Origin of the sequence: Nitrobacter sp. JJSN (genome assembly GCF_051912485.1) — a bacterium.
Taxonomy (GTDB): Bacteria; Pseudomonadota; Alphaproteobacteria; order Rhizobiales; family Xanthobacteraceae; genus Nitrobacter.
Genome location: NZ_CP196822.1, coordinates 4,046,432 through 4,058,746, shown reverse-complemented (window position 1 = coordinate 4,058,746; position 12,315 = coordinate 4,046,432). Strand labels below are relative to the sequence as shown.

The window sequence follows — 12,315 nt, the reverse complement described above, 5'->3', positions numbered from 1 at the left end:
GCCACGAACCCCTATCGCGGCGGGGCTCGCTCGGTCTGCTACTATTCGACTACTGTGAAGGGCTTCTCACGGCGACGGCTTCGGCGCTAAATGACGGTCGAACGTCGCGAGAAGCCCGACATGAGTCGCATTGATGCCCACGGATTGAAGATCGCGCCGGTCCTGTTCGATTTTATCGCCGGAGAGGCTGCGCCCGGGACCGGCATTGCCCCAGATGCCTTCTGGGCCGGACTTGCCGCCATCGTCCGCGATCTCGGGCCCAGGAACCGCGAATTGCTCGCGTTGCGCGATACGCTGCAAGCCAAGATCGACGGCTGGCATCGCGCTTCCAAGGGCAAGCCGTTCGACATGGACGCCTACACGGCGTTCCTAAAGGAGATCGGCTATCTGCAGTCCGAGCCCGCGACCCGTGCGGTCGAAACCGCCAATATCGATGACGAGATCGGGAAAATCTGCGGTCCGCAACTGGTGGTGCCGCTGACCAATGCGCGCTACGCGCTGAACGCCGCCAATGCACGCTGGGGCAGCCTTTACGATGCGTTGTACGGTACCGACACCATTCCGCACGAAGCCACCGAGGCCAGCGGCTATGACGGGGCGCGCGGCGAAAAGGTGATCGCCTGGGCCAAGGGCTTCCTCGATTCTGCGACCCCGCTTGCGACCGGCACGCATGCTGACGTCGCGAGCTACAGCGTGGTCAACGGCCGCCTGTCGGTAAAGCTCAAGAACGGCAACACGACCGGACTGAGGTCCGAATCGCAGTTTGCAGGCTACCTAGGCGATGCGAGCGCGCCGTCCGCGATCCTGCTCGTCAACCACGGCCTGCATATCGAGATTCAAATCGACCGCGCTCATGCCATCGGCAAGGACGATCCCGCCGGCGTCTCCGACGTAGTCGTCGAGTCCGCGATCAGCACTATCCTCGACATGGAGGACAGCATCGCCGCTGTCGATGCCGACGACAAGGTTCTGGTGTATCGCAACACACTCGGCCTGATGAACGGCACGCTCGCGGATACCTTCGAGAAGGGCGGCAAGACCGTCACCCGCGCGCTCAACCCCGACCGCGTCTACACAACGCCCGACGGCAGGGAGATCAGGCTCCACGGGCGCAGCCTGCTTTTGATCCGCAACGTCGGCCATCACATGTTCACCGATGCAGTACTGGATGAAAATGGCGCTGAGATTCCGGAAGGAATGCTCGACGCCGCGATATCAAGCCTGCTCGCGATCCACGATCTCAACGGCACCTCGAAGACGGGGAACAGCCGGACAGGCTCGGTCTACATCGTCAAACCCAAGATGCACGGCCCCGATGAAGTGACGCTGACCTGCGAGTTGTTCGCTCGCGTCGAAACGATGCTCGGACTACCGGAGAACACCATCAAGATTGGCGTCATGGACGAAGAGCGCCGCACCACCGTCAACCTCAAGGCCTGCATCCAGACCGCATCGAAGCGAATCTGCTTCATCAACACCGGCTTCCTCGACCGCACCGGCGACGAAATTCACACCTCGATGGAAGCGGGTTCGATGATCCGCAAGAACGAGATGAAGGCGCAGCCGTGGATGAAAGCCTACGAGGACTGGAACGTCGACATCGGCCTGATCGACGGCCTGCCTGGCCACGCCCAGATCGGCAAGGGCATGTGGGCCGCACCCGACAGGATGGCCGACATGCTGGCGCAAAAAATCAGCCACCCGCAGGCCGGCGCCACTACCGCATGGGTGCCCTCGCCGACCGCGGCGACGTTGCACGCTTTGCACTACCATCAGGTGGACGTGCTGAAGCGCCAGCAGGAATTGAAGGCCGGCGGCCAACGCGCCAGACTGTCCGACATCCTCACCATCCCGGTGTCACAGTCGAACTGGGCGCCGGACGACGTCAAGCAGGAGATCGACAATAACTGCCAGGGCATTCTCGGCTACGTGGTGCGCTGGATCGACCAGGGCGTCGGCTGCTCGAAAGTGCCGGATATTCATGACGTCGGCCTGATGGAAGACCGCGCCACGCTGCGCATCTCCAGCCAGCATCTTGCGAACTGGCTGCATCAGGGCGTCGTCGCCAAAGATCAGGTGATGGAGTCGCTAAAGCGCATGGCTGTCGTCGTCGACGAGCAGAACGCCGGCGATCCTCTATATAAGACAATGGCGCCGACGTTCGACGGCATCGCCTTCAAGGCGGCATGCGATCTCGTGTTCAACGGCCGCCAGCAGCCGAACGGCTATACCGAATTCATCCTGACCGAGCGGCGGCGCGAGGCCAAGGCGGAGTCCAAGGCGGACGGCCAAAGCTTCCTCCGGATAAGTGAGTCCGGTTAGCCGTAAGAAAATTCTCAATCAGTAACTTGCGCGTATTCTGATCGCAAAACCGGTATCCGCTTTTGCGGAATACGCGCTGTTGGTCCTGCGAGTAAAATAAAATGCCCCCGGCGCAGCCGTCGGGGGCATTCTTGCTTGTCGCGGCGCTGATGCGCCGGCGGGCCTCAGAACACCAGAAGATACTTCAGCGCCGAGGCGACGCCGATCACGATGGTGACGACGCGAGCGATCTGCTTGCCGCGACCGTCGAGCGGCGCCACGCTGATGAAATACAGAACAAGAACAACGACGAAAAACGTAATCAGGACGCTGATGAACATTGTTACTTCTCCAAAATTGATCACAAGATTCAAGACCAAGATTTCAAGACGGAGAAAGCGCCGTCGCAATATTTGGCGCGCGAGGCAATTCACACAGGACCTGAAAGTTCCACCGACAGGGCACACAACGCGGCGAAGGGCGGCCAGGCCAGCGATTGCCGGCGCCAACCGGATTGCGATTATCATCGCAATTCGCAAGCCCGGCCGAAGTTATCGCGCGTTCTGAACGTAGTGGGGAATCGCTGGAGCTTCGTCGCGGCTTCGGCTCGTCGCGGTCATCATCAGGGATCATCCGACAGCGACGGACTCGCCACTCCTGACGGGCAGGCGACCACGCCGCGGAACTTAAGCCGCGACGGCACGTTGATTTCCCATATCCCTTTCAGTTCTCAGGAGCGTTGGATGGCGAGTAGCGATGGCGAGGATGCGATGAAGAACTTGACGGATAAAGCGACCTACGAACGCCTCGAGAAGGATTTATCAGCCGTGAAAAACGACATCTCCGCACTAGCCGAGCAGATCTCCGACGCGCTTAACACATTGACGGGCACCGCCAAGAAACAGGGCCGCCGCGGATACAGGCAGGCCAGGGCGAACGTGGATTCCATCATCTCCGATGTATCCGAGCGCGGCAACGCAGCCATCGATGCGGCGCAGAGCGCCGTAACCACGATCGAGGACACGCTGGAGGAAGCTATCCAGCAGCGTCCCCTCGCAACAGTCGGGCTTGCGATCGGACTGGGATTTTTGATCGGCGTGACGTGGCGTCGATGATTCTGCGTGGGTAATTTCGACTGATTGGGCCGGTGCGGCGGCAGGGAATCTGCAGTCGCCGGCCCGATCATGCCAGCAATTTTATTGAATAGTAGATTTTCGGGTCGGGTGAGGCGTCGAATGTTTCAGCGGATGATTGATGACTTCAGGGAGAGCGTGGGCAACGCCCTGCGGCTCGCGTCCCTCGTCGAGGTGGCGATTGTCGCGGGTTTTGTCACAATCGCGTTCTTGTGTGCCGCCGCGTTCGTTTTCGTGCTTCAAAACTACGGCCTGATCGAGGCTTGCCTTTCCGGCGCAGCGATCTTCTTCCTGATCACCCTAATCGCGGTCGTGACCTATAACATCCGGCGAAAAGCCATGAAGAAACGTGCGGCCGAGACGGCTAAGTCGGTAACACAAAACCTGCTCGCCGATCCGATGCTGCTGGCGGCGGGACTTCAGCTAGTGCGCGCGATCGGCATCAAGAAGATGATTCCGGTCCTGGCGATCGGCGGCTTGGCGCTGGGGCTGTTCGCTGGCCGGCGCGACAACGATGACGAAGCCAAGACCGATGAAGGAAAGAGCTGATTTCCCGAAAACAAACCTCAGGTCACGCAGCGACCGGGTTCAAGCTTCTTAGCGATATCGGTCAGAACACTCACTACCGGCTCGCACGCGACCGTCCGCCTGGCCTGCGATGTGGGAGCGCGGCTCGAGCGTGGCTTCGTGACGCGGTCGCCCGCTATAAGGTGGTTGTTGCTCCCCGGAATTTGGATCACGATCGAGGCATCCGGCAGACTTTCAAGCCGAATGGAAACGGTTCGACCCTCTACGCGCGACAATTGAACGGAGCTGCGATCGGATTTGACGGCGCGATTGACAACCGCAGTGGTCAAGTCTGAACCGGCAACGAGATTGCGATCCGAGGCAAGATGCATCGCGCTAAGGGGCAGCACCACTGCCAGCGCACCGAGAACGCCCGCCGATACCTGAAACATCGTTGCCTCGCCCATTTTCCATCGCTTGCGGGGACATCACATTGTCGCGCATCACGATTGTGGATCAGAACCGCGATGGATAACGCGGTTCGCAAGACATCGTTCAGTTAACGGTTCGAAAAAAAGCGGGCGGGCGGAACGCTTGCCGGATCCTCGCGTTATCCGGGCAGCCGGTCATTCCCCCTGCCCCGCCCGACCGGCGACAAGGACGCGGCTGATGGTGATGCCGGCCGCGTCCTTTTTTCACGCCGCGACCGGCTCAAACGTAGGGACGGCACGGACGATCCAGATCGTCGCCGTGTAACAACAGTCGGCGCGATCAGGATGCGGCGGCGCGCGGTTCCCGGTTGCGCGAATTGCGGTGAAAGAACAACGCCTGGCTGGCTACAGCCGACACCATGGCCGGCTGGAACGGCTTCGAGATGAGGAATGCCGGTTCGGGCCGCTCTCCGGTCAGAAAGCGTTCGGGATAGGCCGTTATGAAAACAACGGGCACCTCGACGACGCGCAGGAGTTCGTTGACGGCGTCCAGCCCGGAACTACCGTCAGCGAGCTGGATGTCCGCCAGAATGAGACCGGGTTTCTTGGTTTTAGCCAGGGCGATTGCGTCGGCATGGGTGCGCGCGACGCCAATCACACGATGTCCGAGGTTCTTGACGAGACTCTCAAGATCCATCGCGATAAAGGTCTCATCCTCGATAATCAGGACGTCGGTTGCGATCTCCGCCGCCATTTCGCGGCCCGCAAGATCGCTCAGCTTGCGAACTTCGGCAATGCCGACTTGCAGGACAAAAGCAGCCTCTTCTTCGGAAAAACCTTCCAGCGACAGAAGCAGGAACGCCTGGCGCGGCAGCGGCGTAATGTTCGTCAGCCGTCGCTCCGTCGGTGCCAGGGCCGGCACCTCATCGATGCCGCCGTTGATGGAAACCGAGTTCCAGATCTGGGTGAACAGCCGGAACAATCCGGCCCGCGGGCCGTGCCGCTCATCGAGCACCGTTGGATCCTGGAGCAGAGCCTCCAGCATGGCTCCGACATAGGCGTCTCCGGACGCCTGATTTCCCGTCAGGGCGCGGGCATAACGTCGCAAGAGCGGCAAATGCTCGGCAACAACCTGTGATCGAAACATCCCCATCCATCCTTTGTGAGACAATTCATCTCGGGATCGCATCTCTTTAGACCACGCAGCAACCGGCAGATCCCGATCCGCCGCCGCGTTGTCTACGCTCCAGCATGACAAAAGTTCCCCGACGCAGGAACCTTCCTTCGCGCTTTGAATTAGCCCGTACAAGTTCCTTGAATACGGCGTAACAAACGGGGATTTTCTCGATTTTTCAATATCTTGAAACTTTGGGAATGAAACAAGATCATGAAAGACACAAAGCCATCACCCGGCAAGGGCGGCCTCAACGCCGAGATTCAGTCCAGAATCGGACATCAGCTTCGCGCCATGTATGACGACGTCGTGAGACAGGGCGTCCCGGACCGGTTTGCCGAATTGATCCGAAAGCTCGATGCATCGGCACCCGGTGATCCCCAAGTAAACACCACGGGCGATTTCGATACAAAAAATGACGGGAGGGACTAAATGCCTCTCACAGATTCACTTCGCGATGACATCCTGGCGTCGGTACCGAACCTGCGCGCATTCGCGATTTCGCTAAGCGGAAATGGCGATCGTGCTGACGACCTCGTGCAGGAAACCCTGCTCCGCGCGCTCGCCAATATTGATTCGTTTCAGCCGGGGTCGAACCTTCCCGCATGGCTGTTCACGATTTTGCGTAACCTGTTCCGCTCGGACTATCGCAAGCGGCGGCGCGAGGTCGAGGATTCCGACGGCAGCTATGCGAAAACGCTGAAATCGCAGCCGAACCAGAACGCCCATCTGGAATTCGAGGAATTCCGCGCGGCGCTCGATAAGTTGCCGCAGGATCAGCGCGAAGCCTTGGTCCTCGTGGGCGCTTCGGGATTCTCCTATGAGGATGCCGCAAAGATCTGCGGTTGCGCCGTCGGTACCATCAAGAGCCGCGTCAACCGCGCGCGGTCGAAGCTGAGCGCCCTGCTGTACGTCGAGGGCACTGAGGATTTTGGCCCGGACGACACCGTGCGCGCCGTGATCGGCAGCGGCCGATAGCTCAACATCAAGCGCGGCAACAACGACCCGGCACAGCGGGGGCAAATCCCGGCGTCCCGCCTTTACGCCTTTGGCTGGATCGGCGCGGATATCTGCGTCGTGCGATCTCTCTCGGCCATGTCGACGACGGTCTCCATCGGAGCGGCGAGTTCATAGACATAGCTCGCCTCAGTAAAATACCGCTTGGAAACGCCGCCCAGCGCCTCCGGCGCAACGCGGTCCAGCAGGATGATGCCAAAATCGCTGTCCTCGCGGCGCGTCGCAGCACTGGTATTGAACTCCTCCCACCGAAAACGAAACATCGTCTCGCTACCCTCGTCCTCGATTCCCCAATGTACGACGATATGCGGATGCTTACCGACCAGCGAGAGGCCCTCGTCGGAATGCGACGCCAGTTCGAAGAACAACAATGAGAGGCTCTGCGCTGCGCGCGCACTCACAGTGATATCCGGGCCGTTGACCGCGATGCGGTCGGCGTGGGGGATAGCGCGCGCCTCGAACAGTCCCCTCAGTTTGACACCCTGCCACTGGCTCTCGCTGAGCAGCGAGACCACGTTGGACATGGCATGGATCCGGCCGATCAGCAGTTCGCGGGCGACTTCGATGTCGGAGCCGTGCCGCAGCGTACGTGTGACGATCGATTGAATCACCGCGAGAATATTTTTAACCCGGTGATTGAGTTCATCGATCACGGCGGTCAAACGCCGCTCGAAGCTGATCCGAACCTGGATTTCCCGGCTCAGCCGCAGGTTGTTATAGACGACATATCCGAACAGGCCGCAAATGATGCTTGTCAGCGCAAGACCGATCGCCGCCACCACCACGGCCAGTTTCTGCGCGCGAAGAGCGGCATTGGTTTTCGGATAATAGCCAAGCGACCAATCCCGCCCGCCGAAGGTCACTGTCCGGACCACCAGCGGAACGGGATCAGTCGAGCGTCTAAGACGTGACGTAACATTGCCGCTGTCGTCGGCGATCAATTCCGAGGCCGGGTTTCGCGGATCTTTCAGGACAACGGAGAACAGGGAGAGTTCGTCGTTAGTCAGCATCAACGACGCGAGTTGATAGGAAAATGTAATAAAGCCCGCCGCTGTGTCGCTTCCCTCCTGGAAAACCGGCGTTGCGATAACCAGCCCGATCGGGCCATCGGGCCGCAGCAGGTTGATCGGATCCGATACGACCGACGTTCTTGTCTGCAACGCACGAGCGAGCATCGGCCCCAGGATCGGATGCTGGTCGAGCGAGCGGCCCGGAAATGCGGCCGTTTCCGGATTTTGCGGCACAACGTCCATCAATACGTCGATCGGCCGCTCAAGCGAATGCAGATCACGCGGCGTGTCGTCGAAGTTACGAATTTGCGGATTTGGAAATGCGGCCGACGCCAGAGCTGCACTGGCTTCCGAAACTTCGCTCGGCTGCAGACAGGCAACCCAACCGGCGATAACGAAATCGGTCTTGAAGGCATAGATCGATGCGCGCAACGGGTGGAGCATGTTAGCTCTCACCGAGGAGGGCGACCGAAACAATCCCGAGGCGACCCGCGCCAGCAGTTCTCGTTCGATGAGACGCTCCTGAACCAGGCTGGCATGGACGTCGATCGCGCGCGACAGCGCGATTCTATCGATGGTCAATTCCTGTTCATGAGCGCGCCAGGACGCAAGGCCTGAGAGCAAAACCCCGATGACCGCAACAACCCCGATAACGAAACCCAGCCGAACCACGCGCCTACCCGGAAATCAGGAGAATAAAGCCGTTCGCATCTTTGGCCGGCTTTAACTATTAACAGCAGCGTCCCGCCCTGACGATGCCCTACGTCAATCGCCCCGCGCCAGCCTGGTTCCGTCCCAACGAGCAAAACTCGGGGACGATCGTTAACAGAGTCCGGCCAATGGGCTTTGGGATTCACGATAACGAAAGGATCGCTCGTCCCCATTCCACCTGCAGCCGCTCACCATCGTGCCCTGCCACCCTCAGCGCTCGCACCACGCCGGGCGTCTCTCCTGTAATCGCCACCGGGACAAAATGCTCGGTGCGCCCCTGGGTGGCGCTTTCGATCAACACCTGACGCGTCGCACCGACCTCCGCGTCCAGCCGCAGCCGCAGCGCGGCTCCAGCGGCGACGCGCAACTGCCTGGCGCGGTCCCTGACGATCTCACCCGAGACCTGTGGCATCCGCGCCGCCGGCGTCCCCGGACGCGGCGAGTAGGGAAACACATGCAGGAAGGTGAGATCGCAGTCCGCGACGAGCTCAAGCGATCGCGCGAACATGGCATCGGTCTCGGTTGGAAAACCGGCGATGATGTCGGCGCCGAAAGCAATGTCCGGCCTCAGCCGCCGCACCTGCGCACAGAAGTCGATGGCATCCCGACGCGTATGCCGCCGCTTCATCCGCTTCAGGATCATGTCGTCGCCGGATTGCAGCGACAGATGCACATGCGGCATCAGCCGCTCCTCGTTCGCGACCGCATCGAGCAGATCCCGGTCCACCTCGATCGAATCGATCGAGGAGATTCGCAGCCGCCTCATCTCCGGCACATGCCGCAATATCCGCTTGACCAATCCGCCCAGTCTCGGCGCGCCCGGCAGATCGGCGCCGTAGCTTGTGAGATCGACCCCGGTCAGCACGATTTCCGCATGACCGGCCTCGACGAGCACACGCACCTGATCGACAACCGCGCCCATCGGCACCGAGCGCGAATTGCCGCGCCCGAAAGGAATGATGCAGAAGGTGCAGCGATGATCGCAGCCGTTCTGCACCTGCACGAAGGCGCGGGGCAGGCCGCCTTGAAAGCCATCGACGAGATGCGGCGCCATCTCGGTCACCGCCATGATGTCGGCGACCGCGATTTTTTCCTCGCACGCGATCCCGAAATCGGGCACTGCGGCCAATGCGGTCCGCACGTCGCGCCAGGTGTCACCGCGCATCTTGTCGTCGTTGCCGATCACGCGATCGACTTCGGCCATCTGCGCAAACATCGTCGGCTCTATCTGTGCCGCACAACCGGTGACGACGATGCGCGCTGACGGCCGCTCGCGCTTCAGCCGGCGGATCGATTGCCGCGCCTGCGCCACCGCTTCGTTGGTGACGGCGCAGCTGTTGATAATGACGACGTCGTCGAGGACAGCGTCGCTCGCATTGCGACGGATGACTTCGGATTCGAAGGCATTGAGCCGGCAGCCGAAGGTGACGACGTCGACGGTCATTAGGCGACGCTGGCGAACAGCGCCGGATCGAAGGTGCCGGCATGTTCGAACACGGCCGGACCGGTCATCAGCACATGATCGTCGCGCTCGCGCCACTCGATGGTCAGACCACCGCCGGGGAGCGCCATATCGACAATGCGGTTGGCCCGCTTGAGCCGCGCTGCCGCTACCGCCGTCGCGCAGGCCGCCGAACCGCAGGCCCTGGTCAGGCCCGCGCCACGCTCCCAGGTCCGCATCACGATGTGATGGCGGTCGACGATGTGCGCCAGCGTGATGTTGGCGCGCTCGGGAAAGATCGGATGGTTCTCCAGCAGCGGCCCGAAGCGCTCGAGATCATAAGCGTTGACGTCGTCGACCCAGAAGATCGCATGCGGATTGCCCATGCTGACGACCGACGGCGAATGCAGCACCGGCGCATCGATCGGCCCGACCTGTAATTCAATATAACGGGTATCGCGGAATTCCTCGGCGAGCGGGATGTCCCGCCAGCCGAACTTGGGCGGTCCCATGTCGACGGTATAAAGATCGGGCGCGGGTCCCTGCCAGCAATTCAACAGCCCGGCGCGGGTTTCGAAGGTCAGCGCAGCCTTGCCCGTGGCCTCGAACACCTGCCGGGCCACGCAGCGCATGCCGTTGCCGCAAGCGTTCGCTTCCGAACCGTCGTTATTATAGATATGGACGAATGCTTCGGTGCCGGGCAGTCGCGGGGGTTGCAGGACCATCAACTGATCATAGGGGACGCCGGCCGGTGATGCGACCGCACGCGCCTCCTCGGCCGTCACCGCGGCGGGACGGTCACGCAGATCGACTACGACGATTTCGTTGCCGATGCCGTTCATCTTGCTGAAAGCGTGGTTTGCGAGCGCGCCCATCCGGTGTCCAGTTTCCGGCGTCCATTTTCCCGGCAGCCATCGCGACTTTATATGGCGAATGCGCGGTGGTTGGCCAGTGCGACCGGCGCCCGCTATCGTTAGCGCAAATCCGTCTCAGTGCCCCACACCCGCCACGATGCGACATGACATATCTGTCATGAGTCGGATATCAGAGCCGCGTGTTAAGCATCGCATAATTCCGCCCGTAACAACGGCTAGGGGTCGGGTCTCGCGGACATCGGCCAGCACGACCAGGGAGACCCTCTCAATGAATTGCCCCCGCCTCTTTCGCCACCTCGCGATCGCAATGATCCCGGTGGCCTTGTCCCTGGGGCTCCCCGCCGTCCTCGCCCAGACGCCGCCCGCGACACCTCCCGGCGCGACGACGCCCGCAACTCCCGCCCCGCCGGCTGCGCCGACCCCGCCCGGAACGGCAACGCCGGCCACACCAACCCCGCCCCCGGCCGAGGTGCAGACGCCGGCGAACCCGACCGCCGAAGCCCCGAAGCCCCCGGCCACGGCACCAGTGCAGACCGCCGATCCCTTCGGCGAGGAATTCACGCTGACGCCGAAGACCGTCCTGACCATCAGAAACAACGCCACCTGGGACACTGCGTTCGAGACGCTGATCAATTCCTTCAAGTCACTGGCGGCCGTTCTCGACAAGCAAGGCGTCAAAGCCGCCGGCAACATGATGATCGTCTACACGTCGACCGACGACACCGGCTTCGCATTCCTGGCGGAAGTCCCGGTCGATCAGGAACTGAAGGACCTGCCTAAGACCATGAGCATGGGCAAATCACCGGAGGGCAAAGCGCTGAAGTTCGTGCATCGCGGCTCCTACGACAACATGGACAACACCTATGAGGCCATCACCAACCACCTCGACGACAAGAAGCTCGAGGCCAAGGACACCTTCATCGAGGAGTACATGACAGATCCGCTGAAGACCGAGGAAGACAATCTGGTCATCAATGTCTATGTCCCGCTGAAATGAGAACCGCCATGCAGAACCGGATCCCTCTCACGATCGCCGTTGCCACCGTCGCTGCTTTGGCGACGTTTCCGGCGCAAGCCGATGTGGCGCCGCCGCCGACGATCTCGGTGACCGGCGAGGCCTCGATCTCGGCGCCGCCCGATCTGGCGCAGATCGAAGCAGGTGTCACGACCGACGCCAAGACTGCGCGCGAGGCCTCCGGCGCCAACAACGACGCGATGGGAAAGGTGCTGCTGGCGCTGAAAGGCGCGGGCATTTCCGAAAAGGACTATCAGACCTCGCAACTGTCGCTGCAGCCGCAATATGCCAATCAGAACCGCCCGGGGCCCAACGTCCTCTCCGGCTATCGCGCCACCAACCGCGTCACCGTCAAGCTGCGCGATGTCACCAAGATCGCCAGCGTGATCGACGTGGTGACCGCGGCCGGCGCCAATGATATCGGCGGCATCAATTTCACGGTCTCCAACGCATCGAAGCTGCTCGACGACGCACGCGCGCAGGCGATCGCCGACGCTCGGCGCAAGGCGGAAATCTATGCGAAGGCTGCGGGCGTTACGCTCGGCGCGCCGGTCAGCATTTCAGAGCACGGCGCGGCGGTGCCGGTAATGTATCGCCGGGCCGCGGCGCCGATGGCCGCAGAGGTCGCCATCGCTCCCGGCGAAGAAACGCTTCGCGTGACAGTCAGCGTCTCCTGGGAGATCAAGGCGAACCCTTGAGG

Annotated in this window: 13 protein-coding genes; 7 read left to right on the top strand and 6 right to left on the bottom strand. The window is 61.4% G+C overall.

What is annotated here, in order from left to right:
- Positions 1 to 120 precede the first annotated feature (120 nt).
- Positions 121 to 2,322: a malate synthase G gene (locus ACSZOQ_RS19735; RefSeq protein WP_439924053.1), complete on the top strand. Its 2,202-nt coding sequence runs from the start codon at positions 121 to 123 to the stop codon at positions 2,320 to 2,322.
- Between the two features lie 164 nt (positions 2,323 to 2,486).
- Here the strand turns inward: ACSZOQ_RS19735 and ACSZOQ_RS19730 are convergent, their stop codons facing one another.
- Positions 2,487 to 2,642 carry a Thivi_2564 family membrane protein gene (locus ACSZOQ_RS19730; protein ID WP_439924052.1) on the bottom strand — a complete coding sequence of 52 codons (156 nt, stop codon included), beginning with the start codon at positions 2,640 to 2,642 and terminating at the stop codon, positions 2,487 to 2,489.
- A 402-nt stretch (positions 2,643 to 3,044) separates the two neighbouring features.
- Here ACSZOQ_RS19730 and ACSZOQ_RS19725 point away from each other — a divergent pair, with 402 nt between their 5' ends.
- Complete coding sequence (locus ACSZOQ_RS19725) at positions 3,045 to 3,416, top strand: DUF883 family protein (protein ID WP_439924051.1); 372 nt, start codon at positions 3,045 to 3,047, stop codon at positions 3,414 to 3,416.
- 120 nt (positions 3,417 to 3,536) lie between these two features.
- A complete protein-coding gene (locus ACSZOQ_RS19720; protein WP_439924050.1) occupies positions 3,537 to 3,983 on the top strand; it encodes a hypothetical protein in 447 nt (148 codons plus the stop codon).
- A gap of 17 nt (positions 3,984 to 4,000) precedes the next feature.
- On the opposite strand, the gene ACSZOQ_RS19715 is transcribed toward ACSZOQ_RS19720, so the two are convergent.
- Together ACSZOQ_RS19715 and ACSZOQ_RS19710 are read right to left on the bottom strand one after the other, a co-directional pair.
- The gene (locus ACSZOQ_RS19715; RefSeq protein ID WP_439924049.1) at positions 4,001 to 4,393 is read right to left on the bottom strand and encodes a hypothetical protein; all 393 of its coding nucleotides are present in this window, start codon (positions 4,391 to 4,393) and stop codon (positions 4,001 to 4,003) included.
- A 319-nt stretch (positions 4,394 to 4,712) separates the two neighbouring features.
- The gene (locus ACSZOQ_RS19710; protein WP_439924048.1) at positions 4,713 to 5,519 is read right to left on the bottom strand and encodes a response regulator; all 807 of its coding nucleotides are present in this window, start codon (positions 5,517 to 5,519) and stop codon (positions 4,713 to 4,715) included.
- A 240-nt stretch (positions 5,520 to 5,759) separates the two neighbouring features.
- Here ACSZOQ_RS19710 and ACSZOQ_RS19705 point away from each other — a divergent pair, with 240 nt between their 5' ends.
- Both ACSZOQ_RS19705 and ACSZOQ_RS19700 read left to right on the top strand, forming a co-directional pair.
- A complete protein-coding gene (locus ACSZOQ_RS19705) occupies positions 5,760 to 5,978 on the top strand; it encodes a NepR family anti-sigma factor (RefSeq protein ID WP_439924047.1) in 219 nt (72 codons plus the stop codon).
- Positions 5,979 to 6,524: a sigma-70 family RNA polymerase sigma factor gene (locus ACSZOQ_RS19700; RefSeq protein WP_439924046.1), complete on the top strand. Its 546-nt coding sequence runs from the start codon at positions 5,979 to 5,981 to the stop codon at positions 6,522 to 6,524.
- A 62-nt stretch (positions 6,525 to 6,586) separates the two neighbouring features.
- Here ACSZOQ_RS19700 and ACSZOQ_RS19695 read toward each other — a convergent pair whose 3' ends face one another.
- From ACSZOQ_RS19695 to dapF, 3 genes are all read right to left on the bottom strand, one after another.
- Positions 6,587 to 8,245, bottom strand: a complete 1,659-nt coding sequence (locus tag ACSZOQ_RS19695) for a CHASE domain-containing protein (protein ID WP_439924045.1) — start codon at positions 8,243 to 8,245, stop codon at positions 6,587 to 6,589.
- A gap of 181 nt (positions 8,246 to 8,426) precedes the next feature.
- The gene (gene mtaB / locus ACSZOQ_RS19690) at positions 8,427 to 9,728 is read right to left on the bottom strand and encodes a tRNA (N(6)-L-threonylcarbamoyladenosine(37)-C(2))-methylthiotransferase MtaB (RefSeq protein WP_439924044.1); all 1,302 of its coding nucleotides are present in this window, start codon (positions 9,726 to 9,728) and stop codon (positions 8,427 to 8,429) included.
- Positions 9,728 to 10,600, bottom strand: a complete 873-nt coding sequence (dapF, locus tag ACSZOQ_RS19685; RefSeq protein WP_439924043.1) for a diaminopimelate epimerase — start codon at positions 10,598 to 10,600, stop codon at positions 9,728 to 9,730. The genes mtaB and dapF overlap by 1 nt, the downstream gene beginning before the upstream one ends.
- A 268-nt stretch (positions 10,601 to 10,868) precedes the next feature.
- On the opposite strand from dapF, the gene ACSZOQ_RS19680 reads away from it, so the two are divergent.
- Together ACSZOQ_RS19680 and ACSZOQ_RS19675 are read left to right on the top strand one after the other, a co-directional pair.
- Positions 10,869 to 11,597: a GyrI-like domain-containing protein gene (locus ACSZOQ_RS19680; protein WP_439924042.1), complete on the top strand. Its 729-nt coding sequence runs from the start codon at positions 10,869 to 10,871 to the stop codon at positions 11,595 to 11,597.
- 8 nt (positions 11,598 to 11,605) lie between these two features.
- Positions 11,606 to 12,313 carry an SIMPL domain-containing protein gene (locus tag ACSZOQ_RS19675; protein WP_439924041.1) on the top strand — a complete coding sequence of 236 codons (708 nt, stop codon included), beginning with the start codon at positions 11,606 to 11,608 and terminating at the stop codon, positions 12,311 to 12,313.
- Positions 12,314 to 12,315: the final 2 nt, after the last annotated feature.